Origin of the sequence: Lacrimispora algidixylanolytica (genome assembly GCF_003609635.1) — a bacterium.
Classification (GTDB): domain Bacteria; phylum Bacillota; class Clostridia; order Lachnospirales; family Lachnospiraceae; genus Lacrimispora; species Lacrimispora algidixylanolytica.
This window is the reverse complement of sequence record NZ_MCIA01000007.1, coordinates 102,916-122,078: the sequence shown is the minus strand read 5'-3', so window position 1 is coordinate 122,078 and position 19,163 is coordinate 102,916. Positions and strand designations below refer to the sequence as shown.

At 39.3% G+C, this 19,163-nt stretch carries 16 protein-coding genes; 4 read left to right on the top strand and 12 right to left on the bottom strand.

Annotation, left to right across the window (positions count from 1 at the left end):
* Window positions 1-687 precede the first annotated feature (687 nt).
* Window positions 688-1,266 carry a hypothetical protein gene (locus BET01_RS06160; protein ID WP_120195921.1) on the top strand — a complete coding sequence of 193 codons (579 nt, stop codon included), beginning with the start codon at window positions 688-690 and terminating at the stop codon, window positions 1,264-1,266.
* Window positions 1,267-1,376: 110 nt separating this feature from the next.
* Here BET01_RS06160 and BET01_RS06155 read toward each other — a convergent pair whose 3' ends face one another.
* The 5 genes from BET01_RS06155 to BET01_RS22495 form a co-directional block, all read right to left on the bottom strand.
* Entirely contained in the window at window positions 1,377-2,081 is a 705-nt protein-coding gene (locus tag BET01_RS06155; protein WP_120195920.1) for a hypothetical protein, read from the bottom strand.
* Between the two features lie 168 nt (window positions 2,082-2,249).
* Complete coding sequence (locus tag BET01_RS06150; RefSeq protein WP_120195918.1) at window positions 2,250-2,903, bottom strand: class I SAM-dependent methyltransferase; 654 nt, start codon at window positions 2,901-2,903, stop codon at window positions 2,250-2,252.
* The gene (locus tag BET01_RS06145) at window positions 2,872-3,441 is read right to left on the bottom strand and encodes a PadR family transcriptional regulator (RefSeq protein WP_120195916.1); all 570 of its coding nucleotides are present in this window, start codon (window positions 3,439-3,441) and stop codon (window positions 2,872-2,874) included. Before BET01_RS06145 ends, BET01_RS06150 begins: the two co-directional genes overlap by 32 nt.
* A 114-nt stretch (window positions 3,442-3,555) precedes the next feature.
* Window positions 3,556-4,158: a uracil-DNA glycosylase family protein gene (locus BET01_RS06140; protein WP_120195915.1), complete on the bottom strand. Its 603-nt coding sequence runs from the start codon at window positions 4,156-4,158 to the stop codon at window positions 3,556-3,558.
* A gap of 206 nt (window positions 4,159-4,364) precedes the next feature.
* Window positions 4,365-4,499 carry an AraC family ligand binding domain-containing protein gene (locus tag BET01_RS22495; RefSeq protein WP_279221925.1) on the bottom strand — a complete coding sequence of 45 codons (135 nt, stop codon included), beginning with the start codon at window positions 4,497-4,499 and terminating at the stop codon, window positions 4,365-4,367.
* A gap of 113 nt (window positions 4,500-4,612) precedes the next feature.
* Here BET01_RS22495 and BET01_RS06130 point away from each other — a divergent pair, with 113 nt between their 5' ends.
* Entirely contained in the window at window positions 4,613-5,203 is a 591-nt protein-coding gene (locus BET01_RS06130; RefSeq protein WP_158584992.1) for a methyltransferase family protein, read from the top strand.
* 67 nt (window positions 5,204-5,270) lie between these two features.
* Here the strand turns inward: BET01_RS06130 and BET01_RS06125 are convergent, their stop codons facing one another.
* The 5 genes from BET01_RS06125 to BET01_RS06105 all read right to left on the bottom strand — a co-directional run bounded on the left by BET01_RS06125 (window position 5,271) and on the right by BET01_RS06105 (window position 12,217).
* Window positions 5,271-6,800, bottom strand: a complete 1,530-nt coding sequence (locus tag BET01_RS06125; protein ID WP_120195911.1) for an ABC-F family ATP-binding cassette domain-containing protein — start codon at window positions 6,798-6,800, stop codon at window positions 5,271-5,273.
* Window positions 6,801-7,219: 419 nt separating this feature from the next.
* Window positions 7,220-7,978, bottom strand: a complete 759-nt coding sequence (locus tag BET01_RS06120; RefSeq protein WP_120195909.1) for an ABC transporter ATP-binding protein — start codon at window positions 7,976-7,978, stop codon at window positions 7,220-7,222.
* A gap of 3 nt (window positions 7,979-7,981) precedes the next feature.
* Window positions 7,982-10,300, bottom strand: coding sequence for an FtsX-like permease family protein (locus BET01_RS06115; protein ID WP_120195908.1), 2,319 nt, complete (start codon window positions 10,298-10,300; stop codon window positions 7,982-7,984).
* Window positions 10,267-11,583, bottom strand: coding sequence for an MFS transporter (locus BET01_RS06110; RefSeq protein WP_120195907.1), 1,317 nt, complete (start codon window positions 11,581-11,583; stop codon window positions 10,267-10,269). Before BET01_RS06110 ends, BET01_RS06115 begins: the two co-directional genes overlap by 34 nt.
* Window positions 11,573-12,217 (bottom strand): TetR/AcrR family transcriptional regulator, encoded by a 645-nt coding sequence (locus BET01_RS06105; protein ID WP_120195905.1) that lies wholly within the window; start codon window positions 12,215-12,217, stop codon window positions 11,573-11,575. Before BET01_RS06105 ends, BET01_RS06110 begins: the two co-directional genes overlap by 11 nt.
* Before the next feature lie 80 nt (window positions 12,218-12,297).
* Between BET01_RS06105 and BET01_RS06100 the strand changes: the two genes are divergently transcribed.
* The gene (locus BET01_RS06100) at window positions 12,298-12,882 is read left to right on the top strand and encodes a GNAT family N-acetyltransferase (protein WP_330512468.1); all 585 of its coding nucleotides are present in this window, start codon (window positions 12,298-12,300) and stop codon (window positions 12,880-12,882) included.
* Between the two features lie 308 nt (window positions 12,883-13,190).
* Here BET01_RS06100 and ppsA read toward each other — a convergent pair whose 3' ends face one another.
* A complete protein-coding gene (gene ppsA / locus BET01_RS06095; protein ID WP_120195903.1) occupies window positions 13,191-15,803 on the bottom strand; it encodes a phosphoenolpyruvate synthase in 2,613 nt (870 codons plus the stop codon).
* 460 nt (window positions 15,804-16,263) lie between these two features.
* Window positions 16,264-17,970, bottom strand: coding sequence for a CocE/NonD family hydrolase (locus BET01_RS06090; RefSeq protein ID WP_120195901.1), 1,707 nt, complete (start codon window positions 17,968-17,970; stop codon window positions 16,264-16,266).
* 523 nt (window positions 17,971-18,493) lie between these two features.
* On the opposite strand from BET01_RS06090, the gene BET01_RS06085 reads away from it, so the two are divergent.
* Window positions 18,494-19,105 (top strand): TetR/AcrR family transcriptional regulator, encoded by a 612-nt coding sequence (locus tag BET01_RS06085; RefSeq protein WP_120195899.1) that lies wholly within the window; start codon window positions 18,494-18,496, stop codon window positions 19,103-19,105.
* The last annotated feature ends 58 nt before the right edge of the window (window positions 19,106-19,163 follow it).

Below are 19,163 nucleotides of genomic sequence, written 5' to 3'. Positions count from 1 at the left end.
TGAGGCTCCTCCTTATTAAAGAGATCCTTCAGACGAGACGGCATCTCTTTACAGTTAGTTTGTCTGTTTTTCATAAAAAATAGCACAATATTATATTGTAGCACTTTTTACGTTTTTTATTAATTCCTGTCAGATTTATAATATTTCTATAAACTCTGTGTTCCAACGTACCCTATCCATGGCTAACTATCTACTTCATCAGCCAATTCTCCATGTATGGCAAAGTGCATTTTATTTTGTACTTTTGCAAAAACCATTGCAATTTTTAATCTACTTTTAACAGCCCTCATGACAAAAGGAGCCGTTCAATGGAACAACTCCTTTTACTTATTTATCATTTTTTAAAAGCTCAATTGTATTTACACCATTTTTCCGTTATCAACAACTAACGAAAGCACCACTTCACTATGGCACGCATCCCTAAAAACCAGCAGGTCATGGGTGGATAAGACATTGATGCAGTGCAACTGTTTTTATTATGTTAATCTCCCCTTATAAACTCCAATTCCCCCTATGATCTAGCTTATTCACAAAAGAAGCGTAGGTATTTCCTTGTTCCATCAATTAACTTGATATATGCTATCTAAAAATATATACTAACCATATAATCCATCGTCTTATCAGTCTCGGTTGTAAGTAAATTTTACATATAGGTAAGTTGTCAAACTGCATAGAAGGAGGATTTATATGAAAAAGCTATTTTCCCTGTTTTTAAGTATGGTTATGACCTTATGTTTTACTGTATCTGCATGGGCTGCTGATACCACCCAAATTCCTGGAACCCGCATAGGATATACGGACTATAAATTGTCAGACTTAATGGGGACAGATACACTTGCAGCCGTGAGAGCTGCTTCGTCAAGCAAAGAAGCCACAGTAGGACCAGTTGAAGCACGGCTGTTTAAGAATGCTACAGGAACAATTGTAGGCACCAGCTCAACCTTTAAGTTTACTAACATTCCAACCGGTGCTAAGATAACAAATGTTCAGGCTTGGAATCCCTCAAAAAGCAACATTTCTCAAGGAAAGTTTACAGCCATTGAGAACGTACAAGTCTTCTGCGGCGGACAAGCATCTGGATTCTTTAAGTTTTGGGTGACAGACAATCCTAGTACTGCAAATCCTTGTAATACAACGGTTCTTAACGGTTTAAATGCTGACAGCACCTATTATATTCAGATTCAAGGCAGGGTGCTCAGTAACTATACAGGTTCAGATGGCTTTACCATCAGGGGGACTAAGGTCCGCGTCACATACAGTTATTAATTCAGTTACCATAATATGAAATAATTAGGCCAAGCAGGTTGACAACTTACTAAATACAGCAAAAAACAGGGACTTGTTTTTAATCAAGTCCCTGCTTTTTGCCCTTAAAGTTATGCGGTATAATCCACTCTGTTTTTGGTCGCTGACGCTGTATCAAAATCCTGCCCAGTATTCAATGGGCCAGCATTTATATACTGTCTATAATATCGGTCTTCCGCTTTATTCAGTCTGGAAAGAAAATTTTGCTGCATGTTCTGCTCTTCGGATGTATTCACATGATACCAATTACCAGATGCATAACCCATCACTGTTTGACCTGCTTTACTGCCCTTTATCTCAAATGTATCTGGCTGTAAATCAGATCCCGTAAGAACGACTGTGGTGCCGGACTTAGAAGCTGAACCACGGCTCCCTTTCTTGGCATATTCTCCAACTCCGTCTTTCTTATTTAGATAGTCCATAAAATCATGAGGTTTATCTGTTTCTTCTTTTCCGGCATTGGAACGGGATTGATTCATAAGCTCTGAAGCCTCATCTACCATGTTCTTCCGATCTGGTGACACAGATGATATATACTGTGCTCTCATCTTCTCGCCTTCCGAGCTAAGACTTTTATATCTGCTGTTGTCATTGCTGTAACGCGCCTCTGCCAAGCCTTTAGCAAGTTCGTCAATCTTGCTTGTAAATTCCGCTTCTGATGGGCGTTCCATCCCTTTATGTGGTATCTTCTCCCAATCCAAGCCACTGACTTTTGATGTTTGTGAGAAAGATTGATACTGAACTCCAGACATTCTGCCAACATTAATATTTGTCATACATTATCACTTCCTTTCATGTTTTTTCCGTTGGAATGATAAATAATTCATCTATTTAGAATATCGACAAAAAATTGTTTAAATTAATATAAATAAATTTACCTGCTTATCATAAAAGTTTATATCATTATAAAAATACAAGCAAATAATATATTATGATCAATTAGTCTATTCTTTTTGACCAGCAATACATAGACCAAAGAATTCTCTGGTCACCACCGCATCACATAGCTTTGAATGGCGGAGAAGCTCTGTGATTTCCGAAACAGTGTATGCCGCATTTAATGAAGACACCAATCCGGGACGCATTTCTTTTGGCTGGGTAGAGAAATACACCATAGCTTTTTTCATTGGGCTCACATCACGGCATAAGTCTGTGATACAATACCTTCCGCTAGTACGCAATACACGATAGATTTCATCAAAGGCAAGAATTGGATCTTCCCATTCATGCATGGAGCCATTGGATATCACAGAATCAAAACTTTCATTTTTAAATGGCATACTCATGCAGTTTCCAAGGACATAGTGGGCAGAAATCCCGTATTCGGCGGCATTCTTTTCAGCAAAGCGGAGCATGGCAGGGCTGATCTCACAGCCAGTAAGAGAAGTAGGGTGTATCTTCTTTGCCAGTTCGAGTCCTACATAGCCAGGGCCGGGCCCCACCTCTAACAGATCACCGCCCTTAATGCCGGAAGCAATCATGCCGTCAACGCCGTTCCAACCTTTGTCTCTCATCTTACTGGCAAATACATCAAACATCTCCACTGTAACTTCATTTTGAATTCCCTCATTGGTCTCGATGATCCTGGTCTTTCCCATATGATTTTACCTCCTTCAAGGTGTTACAAGATTGCTCCGCCCATGCAAGTTCCGCTTTATAATGCATGATGTGATGTTCAAAAATAATATTTGCAGAGATTTTATAGCTTTCTGGCATATACTCCAGGGTTTCCCTATGGTGAATATTTAACTTTTCCAATGTCTTTTTCATGACACCAATATGAATTTCGAGACTATTCACCATTTCATTTTGATCCAGTGAATCAGAAAAATAAAACGTGCAATCAATATCAAAGGTCGGGTGGTACTTGATCTGCAAGGACTGGGAAAGCAGTTCTCCAAACTTATCTGCTCCTATATTGCTTACTTGATACACCGTCTTTTCCGGACGCTCTCCCTGCTTTTCACAGGTGGCTGTAATTAGCCCTGACGCTTCCATCTTTTCAAGATGGTAATATACTGTTGGTAGCTTAATCTGTGTAAAATCCTTCAACTGTTCTTCTATCAGTTTCTTTATCTGGTATCCGTGCTGAGGGCCAAACCGTAAGAGAAGGCCAAGAATATATAGTGGAATCATAAAATCGCTCCTTATCTCAAATAGTCAGTACTGAGTATCAGTATACTCAGCGCTGACTATTTGTCAAGATTTTTTTTAATTATGATTCTCTTTTCCTCTTATATCAAGCAGTGCCTATGGCTGTGCTCCAATCATAAGAAGCATTGTATGAATATCCTCCGTCCCCATCTTCATCTTTGATTTTTCAATCAAAATATTTCCGCCTGTCATAATATAGGAAGGCATTACCCGTACATTTCCATAATACAATTCACTGTTTCTTAGCTTATAAGTAGATATAGAGGGTACAACATTTTTCTTGGTCTCTTTTTTGGCAATCATATTAAAGGCTTTTTTTGCTACGTCACCCATAAGCATAATTACCTTAACATTTGGAAACAAAGCAAGCTCCTTTTCCAAGTAAGGCAAACTGTTTTCAATCATGCTTTTTTCAATGGTGTATTGGGATTTAGGAGCTTTGACAGCATTGGTAATATAGATTCCCAGCCCTAATATGTCCTCAATAGATGAGACGGATGCTCCGGCCCCTTGAAAAAGTGGAATTGTTGTCTTCATATAATCAGCGTCAGCTTGTCCATAAAAATCCTGTAGGGGATCGGACGGCACCACCTCATTAATCATTACTGCTTTAATAGTCAAAGGGTCGATCTCAATATCATTGAAATATAAGCAGTCAGCCTTGCCTGTTATCTCTTCCAATTCTTTTTTGATATTCATTTCTCATGCTCCTTTACAATGATTTAGCACATCTTATAATATTCAACTAAAATCCAGAAAACCTAAACTTTTTCAATCAATTCTTTTCATAGTTTCATTATATAATAATAACCTTGACAGTGAAAGTCAAAGTTATTGTTTAATTTATTTCGTTTTAATAGCAATTCTGATGTTTATACAAGCTCTATAGCAATTGCTGTGGCCTCTCATTCAGAGGGCATATACTCTCTTTCCTTACAGGTTAACTTCCGTTTACCATTTTCAATATATCCAATCTCGTAATATTCATGAAAATGGTTCGGAAACTTCTGCATAATTCCCTGAAAATGATAAGCTTCCATTTTTATGCTTGCATTATACTTAATAATTCGTGTTTCATGGTTCATATTTTTAATCGTATAATCTCAGCCTCTGTGTTATAATAATCACAAATACAATGTCAGGATGTGATTTCATGATTACTAAATTCTTATTATTTGTACTGATAACCGCGTTTTACATTGCATACTTTGCAAAGCAGATCCTTCTAAGAAAAAAGGGGATTTTTACAAACCGCCTGGCGAAAGGAAGTAAGCCTAAAAAAACGGCAATGATTGAATCATGCCTGCTCACCATCACATATGGTATGGCAGTCATTCAATATGCTGGCTTTTTCCTACAGAGATATATGCTCCCAGTTAAACTACCGTCAGTCATTCAATGGATCGGTATCGTCTTAACCGGATTAGGGGTTCTCTTCTTCATTCTTGCCATCACTTCCATGAGAGATAGCTGGCGGGCCGGTATCGACGAAGGCCAGAAGACTACTATGGTTACAAGTGGCATTTACAAAATAAGCCGTAATCCTGCATTTGTGGGGTTTGATCTTCTCTATATCGGCTCTGCCCTTGCTATGCCAAGTGGAATCATTGCTGTGGCCGCTGCTGGGGGACTCTTATTTATGCATTTACAGATTTTAGAAGAAGAAGTATATTTATTTCGGATTTTTGGTGACGAATATAAGCAGTATAAGAAGAAAACCCCCAGATACTTTCTCTTTTTGTAAACTTCTATACAGAAAACACTTTTGCATCCCCTGTCTCCAACTTACAGACAGGGGATTTTTTAGTTCATCACTTCTCTATCTTTATAATCTGATCAATCCAATCACAATAAAATGCTTCCTCATGAGACACAATGAGCACCGTGCCAGTAAAATGAATCAAAGCTGACCTAAGAGAATCTTTTGCCTGAGCATCCAAATGATTGGTAGGCTCATCTAGAATTAAAAAGTTGCATGGCACTAATGACAGTAAGCACAATTTAACCTTAGCCTGCTCCCCTCCGCTTAATGTTCCCATGGGTTGCATAGTATGTTTACTGGATATTCCATTTCGAGCAAGATGCTCACGCACTTCTTTTCCGGTCAGAACCGGGTTGGCATCTGATACAACTTCTATTGGTGTTTTTCCTTCATCTTCCCATAATAAATCCTGTTCAAAATATCCTACCTTGACCTGATCCGAGAATCGATATACCCCATCTTTTGGCTGAATTTGGCCCATTAATGTCTTTAGTAACGTAGACTTACCAATTCCATTGAATCCGGTAATAACTGCTTTCTTACCTCCTTTCATACCGAAATCAATGTGAGATAATACAGATGTTTGATACCCCACCGCTAGATTACTCACAGACAAATGATCCCCATTTGTTAAGGGTAGCTCTGGGAAATGAAAGTTTGGTCTTATCTCTTTTAGATTCAAAGACTGAATTTTATCCATGCGGTCGAGCTGCTTTTGGCGCCCTCTTGCCATTTTCGACTTCCGTCCTGCTATATTTTTACGGATAAATTCTTCTGTCTTTTTAATCTCCTTTTGCTGAGCCGTGTATTGTCTGATATAGTCTTCTCTTAAGAGTGTTTTCTTTCCTAAGAACTCAGAATAGGTGCCGTGATATTTTGTTATGATTTTATTGTCAATATCACAGATTCGGTTTGTGATTCTATCTAAGAACTTAAAATCATGAGACACCACCAAAAAAGCACGTTCTAACCCCGATAGATATTCTGACAACCAGGCAATATGCTCTCTGTCCAGAAAATTAGTTGGTTCGTCAAGCAACAATACATCTGGCTTTTCTAAAAGAAGCTTTGCAAGAATTACTTTGGCCCGCTGGCCGCCGCTTATTTGATCTATTGATCGTTCCAATCCGATAGCAGACAGACCTAATCCACTGGATACCTGTTGAATGCTGGTATCTATGGAATAAAACCCTTTTCTTTCCAGCTCTTCTTGATACCGAGCCGCCTGACTTAAGGATTCCATACAACCTAAAGCCCCCTTTTCGTATAACTTTATCGTTTCTTCCTCAATCTTATAAAGATTTGAAAAAGCAGACTTTAAAAAGGTATTAATTGTGACATCTCTATTGATTTTGGCATACTGATCCAGATACCCAACCGTTATCTTTGGCTGCCATGAAATTCGTCCTTGATCTGGTATAATCTGCTCCGTGCAAACCTTAATTAATGTGCTTTTTCCTGTTCCGTTCTGGCCTACAATTCCAATATGCTCCCCTTTGTTTAAGGATAATTCTGCATTTTTATAAAGCAGAGTATCACCAAAGGAATGTGTTAAGCCTTCAATTTCCAATAAACTCATAGAATCAATTTCCTTTCTTATTTAACTGGCTGACGTTTGAACCTAAAAAAGGCAGAAGACAAAGATACACTAGTGTATCTGCCTTCTGCCTCTAAACCTGATATGGCCTATAGTAATGCAAAAGGCTGGGGACAAAACATTGTCCTCAGCCTTTTCAAACACAAATTTGTTCACGGAAAACAGACAATAAAAGTTGGGACTAAGTCACCTCTTCTATTGCAATGTTTCCCGATGAAATCCTATCGCGTTGATTTATCCGCTATACTCTGCACAATGTTTCACCGGTATGGATTGTACAGAGTTGAGTTTCTTTTTCAGTTCATTCGTCAAATAAAAGTTCATGCTGATCTCCTTATGAGGGTATAACCCTTCCTTAAAATCATACTACATCATAATTTAACTGTCAAACTCAAACTTATTTATATACCAAGCTCATTCATTTTCTCCATTACTTTAATGAGATTTTTCTCTAGAGCCTCCCTTCCTCTTGCCAAAAATTTAAGCTCACTTACGATACGCCCATCGCTCATAAACAGAACCCGTTCCGCTCTGGCTGCGACTCTGGGATCATGGGTTACCAGTAAGAGCGCCGTTCCTTCCCTGTTGATTCCAGAAAATAATTCCATGATATCCTGAGCGGTTTTAGAGTTAAGAGCACCAGTAGGTTCATCTGCAAGGATGATCTTCGGCCCACTCATAAGCGCCCGGCAGATTCCTGCCCGCTGCAGTTGTCCTCCGGATACTTGATTGATCTCCCGATCAGCTAGTTCTCCAATTCCCATTTGTTCCATTAGTTCTTCTGCTCGCTTTTTAATCCATTTGGCTTCCTTTCTGTTATCCCTTAGAGAAGGGAGCAGAATGTTATCGATGATGTTTAGATTCTTTAACAAGGTGGGCTGCTGAAAGACAAATCCGATTTTTGTACGGCGAAGATCTGCCAGCTCATCTTCCGACATGTTAGATAGATCGGCTCCGTCAAAGGTAATGGTTCCGCTGTCTGCTGGGTCCATTCCGCTTAGAACAAATAGCAGAGTGGATTTACCGGAACCAGAGGGACCCATGACCGCAACAAATTCTCCTTCCCCAATATCCAAAGAAGCATGACTTAGTACGGTTTGTGATTCTCCGCCCTGGTCAAATACTTTAACAATTTCTTCTGCCTTGATCAGTTTTTTCATCTCTTACTCCTTTATATGTTGGGATATTTTAATGTTCTTTACTCCTGACGATCCAAAGAACGCCGCTAGCAATACCGTACCTCCCAGTAAAAGTGGGGTGACCAGATAAGCAGAAATCGGATCGATTACAAATTGAAAGGACGCAGCTCCAAAGGAAGCAATTAAGGCTCCTGCCAAAGTTTCTCCCAGTGTGTTTGCAAGGACCGTGCCCAGTATGACTCCAGTTGTGAGAATAAGTAGGAAACGTGATAGATACTGAGCCGAGATATCTTTAGAGGTATAGCCCACCGATTTCATAACTGCGATGGAATACCTCTCTTTTGCAAGAAGCATCTTAATCATCAGTAAGGTGATTAAGAGAGTCATGAATAGAGCGGCCACCATTCCTACTGCTGCTGCTTTCCCTACGGAACGAATGGTTGGCCCAAAGGTCTGCGTGATATATCCGTTAATGCCAGAAATCTTTGCAAAGCCTAGACTCTTGCCATACTCCCCTACCTTTTTGTCCACAGAAACATCTTGAGACAGCTTCACACAAATGGTATTCCACAGAGCTTCTTTGCTATCATCTACAAAGGATGCTTTTGCCGTTTTGCCACCGTTTGTGATGTCGGAGTATATACCGCAGACCACCAACTGTGTTTCCATGCCATGATCTGTAAGGACTACGATATCTCCAACTTGTTTCTTTAATTCCTTAGCATTGAGTACGGAAAGTGCGATTTCTCCCTGCTTTTGAGGTTCTTTTCCTGTTACATATAATACGGGGAAAATAGAGTGGTTTCCTAGTTCAATCTTGATTGGTTCTTCTCTGCCTGTTATGGTTCTGGCGGTAAAACGTTTGGAAGTGAGCACAGCATATTGAGAAACGTCCTTGTCGCTTTGGAGCATTTGGACGGTTTCTTTCACCATTTGATCATCATTAGAAGTATTTTGCATCCGAATGATAAGATCACTGCGTCCAATTCCCATATAAGTGCCAAATTCAGGGGAGGATATGGTGTGGTGGAGATTTAGAGGAACAAGGATGATGAATGCAGAAACAACCACCACAGACAGCATGGTTGCATATAGCCTTTTTCGCTGAAATACTTCCTTTATTCCAAGAAAAACATTGGTATTTAAAAACATGTTGTTGCTTAATGTCAGCCTGTTTGTACGTTTCCCAGTTTCCTCTATTCCTCCAAACCGGATTGCCTGAGCGGCCGATATCTTATGAAAACGCCGGAGCACATGACTTACATAGACCAGAATCAAGAGATAAATCAGCAGGATTCCAATGATTGAAAGACTGATTGCAAGGGTTTTATTTCCTCCGTCTCCTATGGTCAGGCGAATGTTTTTTAGAGCTATTTTTGATAGTCCTAGGGATATCCCGCCTCCTATTATGCAGCCTGCGCCGCCGAGGGCAGTATATTTGCCAAGGTATAGCTTTTTAATATCTAAGGTCCGTAGCCCAATGGCTTTCATGACCCCGATTTCTCTTGCATCCTCCTCCATCTTTTCCAGGAGGGTAAAGCGGATGCATAAAAAAGCAATGAGTACTACTAAGGCACTTACCAAGAGTATTACGGCAATCATAAGACCGTCCGATACTGCATTCATCATCTTAAACAGAGGGTAAGTCACCGTTGGCCCGTTGGCTTCCAGCCCTTCGTTTATATATGCAGTTTCAAATGCTCCCAGATCATCTAAATTCTTTAGCCTGAATTCAACGAGATATTCCATGCTCCCGAAGTTTTTAAGCTCATTATAATCATGTTCACTTATTAGAAAACGCTTTGAAGAGGCTAACAGAGAATTCATCTGGGAATCTCTAAGAAAGCCTTTTACGGTAAACTGCTTTCCATGAATCACCGCCTTATCCCCGATTTGTGCTGTGCCATCTCTGCCGTATGCAATAGGGACATAAAGCTCCCCGTCAGAAGGATGAATGACAGTTCCATCAAGGGAAAGGAGGTAATCAAACGAGCTGCTTTGAGTGGAGAAGCCATTGTCTTGTACGCTGCCGGCCAGGCTATTGGCGCCGATAACGATTTCTGATCCCTCCACATTTAGAAATTCTAGTACCTGAAACTCTGTAACGCTTTCATTCTTCTTTGCAAAGCTTTCTAGGCGGGATATGTTAGGCTGCCCAGTATTCATCTGTAAAAAATGAGGGGTCTTTGCCTGAATCATGAGCCCGTCGATTGCACCAGTCAGATGGACTGTCAGCAAAGCTGCCAGAGAAACCAGGGCCGCTGCGGCAGCAATAAACACCAAAGTAATGAACGATACGGTACGGCTTTTTAAGATGTCATTCCGGATGATCCGTCTAAACATAGGTCACCTCCACTTTCTAACGTTTGAACCGATTTCATACGATATAACGCGATAGAAACGATACACAAAAGACCGCCAGCTATGAGAATCAAAAAGCCAGCGCCTCTGCCTTGTCCTGTTCCCAGTATTCTTCCAACACTGCCAGACAATCCCCCTCCCTCTAAAAGCAATGGGGTGAACACGTAATCTGCCAGCACTCCAGAGGTTGCATAAGCAAAGATATATCCTAGCTGGGAGATTAGTCCCACCAGTCCCCATACCCTTCCCTGGAGTTCATTATTAATATTGGTTCGAAGCAGATAATCAATACTTGTATTTGCAAAAGGCAGCATAGAGAAAAATAAAATTCCTGCCAAAGTAATAAACGTAAGATTTTCCTTCATACCAAATAGTGCCATAAACACACCGGAACCAAACAAAGAAAAACACAGTACTTTTACATATCCCCTTTTGATAGGCACGACTCCAAGTAAGATGCTACTTACTAACATTCCTGATGCCATCAGGGCTTGAACCACTCCCAAGGTCGTGGTGTTTGAAAAGCTTAATATCATGGGAGATGCAAGGGTCTGAATATAGCCCAGGCACAGAGTGATAAACGTTGTCATGAAAATCAGGGTCATAACACCTTTGTTCTTTGACAGGGCATCAAAGCCCTCTTTAAAATCAGTAAGAAAGGCTGTACTTGTAGTCTTTTTCTTGGATGCCAATCCCTTTCGTACTACAAGGGTCGTACCCATAGTAACAAAAAAGGTACAGATATCTATGACCAGCAATAGGTTGATATCAAAGTATTTCAGTAAAAATCCAGCAATCACTGGAGAAATTAAGTATTTGGCAGATCCTGCTGCCTGAGCTAGACCACTGGCTTTTGTATATTGGTCTCCAGTAAGCATATCTGTAATGGTCGCTCGATAAGCTGGCTCTAATAAAGAGAAAAATATGGAACTGATGGTTACTCCTACATAGATTTGCCATAACTGCACATCATTGTTTAACAAACAAAACAGAATGAACAACGGGCCCAAAGCAGAAAGTCCATCTCCCAAAATCATAATTAATCTGCGGTCATAACGGTCTGCCAGCACTCCTGCCGGAGCACCAAGAAGCAGAGTTGGAAGAAAGGAAAGGAGGGTCACCAATGCTACATGGGAAGCCATTCCTGTCTTCTGATATACATAAACGCCAATTCCAAAGGCTGTTAACCCTCCACCGATGGAGGAAATCAAGTCTCCAACCCAAAGAAGAAGAAATTTTTGAAACGCTTTCTCTTTATGATTCATCTGTATCATCCCTTTCAAATATTTCATGCGCCAAGGAAAGAGTTCCTCTCTCCACACCAAGTAGTCGTTCTGTGTGAAACACAAATGCTTTCACACGCAAAATCCTGTCCTCATCCGTAAGGTCAATCATATTGCCATCAAAAACAGTATTTGTATAGACGACTAGCATCTCAATTGCTTCATAGGGATAGGGTGTGGTGCATAACCCCTGCTCAATTCCTTCCTTGATGATTTCCGTAAGAATCGGTGTGAGTCCATTTAAAATAGCCTTTTGGGCTTTGAAATGCATCAGTGCATTTTGAGGTTTATGAATGTGCTCTATAATCTCTTTTCCACTGACGTGGTTCATGTTAAGTGCCATCACCGTTTGGACAATCCGCTCATAAACCGGAATGCTTTTGTTATCGGCAACTTCCTTTGCTCTGGTTAAAAGGCTAGTACTGTAACGGTCGATAAGGGAATCCATAATGTCTTCCTTTGATTTAAAATGATAATATAAGGTTCCTCTTGCAATCCCTACCGCCTCTAAAATATCATTGGTACTGGTACCATCAAATCCCTTTTGGGTAAACAGCTTATCTGCTGCGTCTAAAATCTCGTTTTTACGTTCTTCTGGGTTTTTAATTATTTTCATATTATCTCTCTCCTATTATAGACCGACTGTCCGTCTATAGTTATCATATGTGATTTTCCGCCTTGTGTCAATGGAGTATTATGAATTTTTTATTACAGACGATTCATAGGGAGCTGACCTGCCTGATGGATTCAAATAGAATCTTGTACCGGGTGGAGATTGTTGATATAATAGAAATAAGTCAGGCATACTCGCACAAGAAGTATGAACTGACTTATAGTATGAACGAAATGGAGAAGAACATGGTACGAGAGTTTAACAACAAAGACCTGGATGTCGTCATGAAAATCTGGTTGGACACCAACACAAAGGCACATGATTTTATCCCTCAAAACTATTGGCAGGATAACTACGAGGAAGTGAAACGCATGTTGCCTGAAGCTGAAATTTTTGTCTATGAAAACAATCACAAGATAAAGGGATTTATAGGACTCTTGGATCATTACATTGCAGGTATTTTCATTGATTTAAGGTGTCAGTCCCAGGGGATCGGAAAGGCGCTTTTAGATCAGGCAAAGAAAAACCACTCTGATTTATCCCTGCAGGTATATAAAAGCAATGAAGGTGCCGTAAGATTTTATGTAAGAGAAGGCTTCACCCTTGTAAGAGAACAGATGGATGAAAATACCGGTGAAGCGGAGCTGGCTATGGAATGGGCTAAATAATGATTAAATCCTATGTAAGCACGTAATAAACGGCGGTTTTGAATTGATTTCAAAATCGCCGTCGCTGGAAATGGTAGTCGTATCTACAGCTAAATGCTTTGAGGAGATAAAACCATGCCGCTTGAGCTTAGTGGAGCCTTGGCGGCAGATATATTTCTGAAGCAGTCATTTACGTATGCAATTTTCAACATTATGAATTTGCCTCATACAATTACTTTTCCTTTCTGAAAAAGCGACCTTGATTGGGCCGCCTTTCCTAGTTTTCAACTTTTATATAATTCCTTGGGAGTAAGACAACATCTTCCCGATTATAGAATTTCTACATACCCCTCAGTACCATGCACGCGAATTCGTTGCCCATCCTTTATCATTTTGGTGGCATTTTCCACTCCGACAACTGCTGGCAGACCATATTCACGAGCGATCACTGCTCCATGGGTCATCAGTCCACCAATTTCAGTGACTAAGCCTTTCAAAGATACAAATAATGGTGTCCAGCTAGGGTCAGTAAAGGTAGTGACTAATATATCTCCATCTTCTAAATTTGCGTCTTCCATGCTTAAGATGACGCGTGCTCTTCCTTCAACAACTCCTGAAGAAACAGGTAGACCTGCCATAGCACCCGCTGGAAGATTTTCTAGTTTATACTCGCCTGCAATTATTTCACCTTCAGAGGTAATAACACGTGGGGGAGTTAGTTTTTTAAATGATTTATACTCTTCTTTACGCTTACAGATGATTTCATAATCCAGTTTATTTGTGACTAAGACTTCACGAAGTTCTTCAAAAGTGAGATAATATATATCTTCTCTTTCATGAATAACAATTGTCTGAACGAGTCGATCGGCTTCTTTCAGTAAAGCCTGCTTATAAACAAAGTATCGACTAACCATGCCGTATTTTGGATATTCACGATAACCAATGAAATTTCTGATGAGGTCAATCATTCGCTTTGTTTCTTTGACTTTTTCTTCACCATCCTGCAATTGCTTCAATCGATCTAATAACTCTTGTTCCTTTTTCAGAGCTTGCTGTCTTCCTTGCTCAAATTTAAGATGGCTTTCATTTGGTTCAAAGTTTTTGATGTTACTAAGAATCATTGGAAGAAGCATTGTTGGTTTTTCATTAAAGCGGGGTTTCGTAATATCTATTTCTCCGCTACATCGCATTCCGTATTTGTCAAGATAAGACAGGATTGCATATCGGACTTCCTGCCCACCATCAAGCTTAACTAGTTTTTCCAAAAAATCATCATCTTTTACACTTAATAAGTAATCAACTACTTCGGGATAAGGGCGAATTACATCAGCCACATCCATTAACGCCAGACCCATTTCCGAAGTAATATTGTTTGGTACCGATTGAGAAAGTATGTCTGCTGCGTTCTTTTCACCCAACCACTCTTTCATTTTATCATTGATCCAAAGTGAAGCATTTATGGCAGCCATAAATACAGCTGAACTTTGAGGGTCAAATAAAATCCTTTTTAACTCCTGGATATCTTCTAATATAAAATCAATTAAATTCGTTCCTGATTTCCCTTGAATGTTTCGTTTCAACTCTTCTATGGAAGTTTGACTTTTTCTAATCAAATCAGAAACAATGAACGGATCGTTTTCGATTTGTGCTTGAGGTTTTTCAGGCAGCGTAACTTTATCACTATTAACAGAATTCTGCTCTTTCTTATCATTTGGTAAGCATTTTATAAAATCTCGCTCCATAATTGTCATAATTGCGTCTTCTGTGAGCGGTTCTAGTTGTCTCATGTTATTTAATAACAGTTTTCTGCCGTCTGGAGAAGCCAACATTTGTGTCACATCAAAAAACAACCTTCCACCAGCTTTAAACCAGTTACCAGAAGATATTAACTTCATTAAAGATATTCCCAATGGTTTTATGGGATCAGTCATCATTTGTTGATGACCAACAGATAAATAGACGTGGTTTTCTTTATCATTCGCTTCTGGGATGGGATATAAAGTTGTAATTGGCCGACTTTGGACAATGTAAAATGTTTTATCAGCCAAACACCATTCGATGTCCTGAGGACAACCAAAATGTTCTTCGATCTTTCTGCCCAAGTGCTCAAGCTGTAAAATATGCTCATCCGTCAGCACTTGCCTGTTCTGCCACTCTGGCTCAACCGCCTGTTCTTTTGTTCCGCCATCCTTTAAGGCATAAATAGCCAGCTTCTTGGTGGATACCTTCTTACCGATAACCTTACCCTCACGTACCTTATAGTTATCCGCATTTACCAGACCGGAGACCAAGGCTTCTCCAAGCCCGAAGCTGGCATCAATGGATAATACCTTCCTATTGGAAGTGACGGGATCGGCAGTAAACAAAATTCCTGCCACCTGTGGGAAGACCATCTTCTGAACAACCACCGACAGATAGACTTTTCGGTGGTCAAAGCCGTTTTGTATACGGTAAGTGACTGCCCTCTCTGTAAATAGCGATGCCCAGCACTTGCTGATATGATTCATTATGGCTTCCTTTCCCATAATGTTTAAATACGTATCCTGCTGGCCTGCAAAGGAAGCTGTCGGTAAATCCTCTGCAGTTGCACTGGATCGTACTGCAAAGGAATTCTTTTCTCCAATCCTGGAGAGAAAGACGGCGATTTCTTCTGCTATATCCTTAGAAATAGATATTCTTTCGATGATCATGCGAATCTTTTTGCTAACTTCAGCAATTTTTTTCCTATCTTCTACTTTAAGGTACGATAGTTCATGCAATAAACTGTTAAGTTCCAGATTATTTCCAATTATCTTTTTATATGCTTCTGTTGTAATACAAAAACCTTCCGGTACTAGAATCCCCGTAAGCCCGAATAGTTCCCCTAGATTGGCACCTTTCCCCCCTACCACGGAACGCTTTGTTTTGTCAATTTCTTGAAAGCTAAGCACATATGAACTCATACATTTTCTCCTCCCTCAAATTTAAGTATAGGTGAAACTATTCTCTATGAAGTGATATCTTTCATATAATACACACAATAATTACATATTAAAAGTCTGTTATTTAAAAAATTAATATGCTATAATAAATATAGGAGGAGGAGTTGATTGTAGGTCACTTACTCCAAAATATTCTAAACCATCATATCTTTTAAGATAATTATATTTGATATATTATCCCTATCATCCTTAAAACTTTTTCAACTTGTTCCACTTAAGCATTCCTATATTTTCTATCGATTGAAGAGAGCGATTTCCCGCTATCTCAATTAACAATCACACAAAACCCTAAATCTAAGCCCGAATACCCCATTTCTGCGTAAAAGTACAACCCACTAATTCAAAATCCCCCAAACTTATCAGTCTGAGGGAATATAAAACATACTTATTATTTAGTTAAATATCTTCAAAGTTTTTGATATCAGGGTATTATTGGGAGCATTAAATACGAATCAAATTCATCTCCTGTATGTATGGTAACGTCTGCCTCCCAGACTCTATCATCCCCTGTCTGAGTTATTAACGCACATCCACTTTGACTTTGGCTTCCAATTTCTAAAAGCAGACGATTCCCTTTCGCTATAACAATTGCGCTATCCCATATCTCAATGTCTAAGGGATAGACTTCCCCTGGAACCAGTTTTTGGAACTCATCGAATGCATAATAAGGCTTATAATCAGTTGATAATTCATCATTTGTTTTTCGTAAAGAAGCGCGCAGCCACCCCTGACTAATTGGGGATTTCTCTGTTAATGCTCCTGAGTTAACTACTTCTTTGCCTAAGGGGTCAATGTTTCTCAAAGACACAAAAATATCCATATCATCAGTCGTTGATGAGGCCCATAAACGAAGTTTGATAGGTCCGAGTATCTCTGTCTCGTTTTTAAATGGAGTAGTTTCAAACATTACACGTTTGGAATTGTCTTCGTCTCTTGAGAATGCCTTCATCATAAAAGGTTTTGCCCAATATTTTGACTCGCGATCCTTATCCCCTTCATAACAAACTATAGCCTTTGAATGCGCAGGTTCTTTTGAAAGTATTTTTGAACTCGCATCAAGATAAAATCGAGTCCATTGGGTGCGATTAAGCGGATATTCATTCTCATAGCGCCATGTGTAGTGATTGCCGCCACGAGGAATTGCAAGTTTCACTTTGGGCTCTTGCATAATACCGGTATCAATTCCTTTAAGCCAATAATCCAGGAATTTTTTCTGCAGCGCACGACCCTCAGCGGTGTAAAACTCACCGACATGACTGCCTATATGCACTTCAAGCCACTTGTTCTCCGATGCTGCATTCTGGAAGCCCAGGAAATTTCCCCGGGTATGCATTCCGGCACTAAACCAATTGCTGGCTGATAAAACAGGTACCTTTACCTTACTCAAATCAGAAAATCGATTTGTCCAAACTTTGTCACGCAGTGGATTGTTTCTAACTACCTCCGTAAATTCAACGCGATTCGCCTGCAATTGCTCTTTCGAGTACGTTCCATCCGGATTGTATTGACGCGTCAAGATCCCATTTTCCCACCAGAAAGTAAGAAAGCCGTTCGACTGAATTCCACCCGGATAACAGAAATCAGCATAATAATCCACGGTACCTTCCCAAGGTACAATACAGGCCAAATGAGGAGGTTGTTCCGATGCTACAGCCCATTGGCTCATAGCCAGATATGAAATACCCAGCAATCCAATCTTACCATTGCTCCATGGCTCTGTTCCAGCCCATTCAATAGCATCATAATAATCCTTCTTTAAAGATTCTGATAATATATCCAGTTTTCCCGGAGAATTTCCGATACCGCGTTCATCTATCCTCAATATGGCATACCCCTGGGGTACCCAGAATTCAGGATTTGGAGTTTCCCAGCTAAGTAAAGGACCTTTATCTTGCGAATGAGAATATTCTATTACAATCGTTGGATTAGCAGGCGCAAATTGAGAAAAGTGCGCATCTTTTCCATACGGACACATCGTCATAATTACCGGAAACCTGCCCTCCGACTTTGGCTGATAAAGATTCGCTGCAAGGTAACTTCCGTCCCGCATTGGAATTTGTATCTCTTTCCAGGTAAGTTCATAGAAGTGGTTTGTCCTTTCGTTTATGTCTAAATTTGGTTGATTCATTGTTTTCCCTCCATTCGTTTAGGTTTAATCTAAAAGCTAACCACAATTTATATATTGTCTTTACGAAAGTCTTTCTTTCAACCAGACAATCAATAAACATTCTGCTTCGGTATCCTGTTCAATCGGTTACTTTCTGATTTCTTGCATTTTGTGTCACCCCTTCTATCAATATTTTTTTATAGGATATTTTAGTACATATGTACTAAACTTAGTATATCAGTACAATTGTACTAATTCAAGCTTTTTTTAATCCATCTTACCTAAAATTTACTTCTATTATCTTTTGAAAACGTTTACTTTCTTGATTCATTATTTTTTGCTCAATCTAATAAGACGTTTTTTCGAATGTATCATACACTAATTACTTATTCCTACATTTAAAGACACATTTATGATATAATGCTTTTTGATTTCAAGTGCAGGTTACAGCTAAAGACCAATGTCGATTATTTAATTCCAAGAAATTTGAACCACAATGAAAAGACAGGATGATGCTTATAAGTTATCTGTAAAGGAGATAGGGATGAATAAATATTTAAGAGATAAAATCATTGAGACATCAATTGAATTATTTAATAAAAAAGGATATGCATATGTAACAATGAGAGATATTTCCGATGCATTGAAGATCAGTCCAGGTAATTTGACTTACTATTTTAAAAGAAAAAATGATCTGATGATTTGCATTATTGATATGCAATACGAAGAATACAAAACCTTGAATTTTTCATGGGACGTTACGATCGAAGGCTTAAATCAACAATTTTTAAGTCTTAACGCATTTCGTGAAAAATATTTCTTTTATTTCTCCAGCTTTACTGAATTATCCAGATTGTATCCTGAAGTATCAAAAATGCAGGTTAAGGTAGTTAATGATTTCTATACACTTTATACCAACATATTTTCTAACTTCGTTAATAGAGGAATTATGAAGGAAGAATTATATGCCGGACAATATGAAGATTTGTCTATTTCTTTATTATCAATAAACATGTATGGAACACAGGAAATAATTCTTCTTAAAGAATTTCTTCCAAAGCAGAAGAATATTTTATCCATCCTATGGAGCCTAATATTGCCTCATTTAACAGGTGAAGGGATGGAGATGTATAATAAAACTATATGCAGCGATTAAAATCCCCTAATTATTCTTGAGAACTATTTCAAGGATCATTTCTCCTTTTAATATCAGG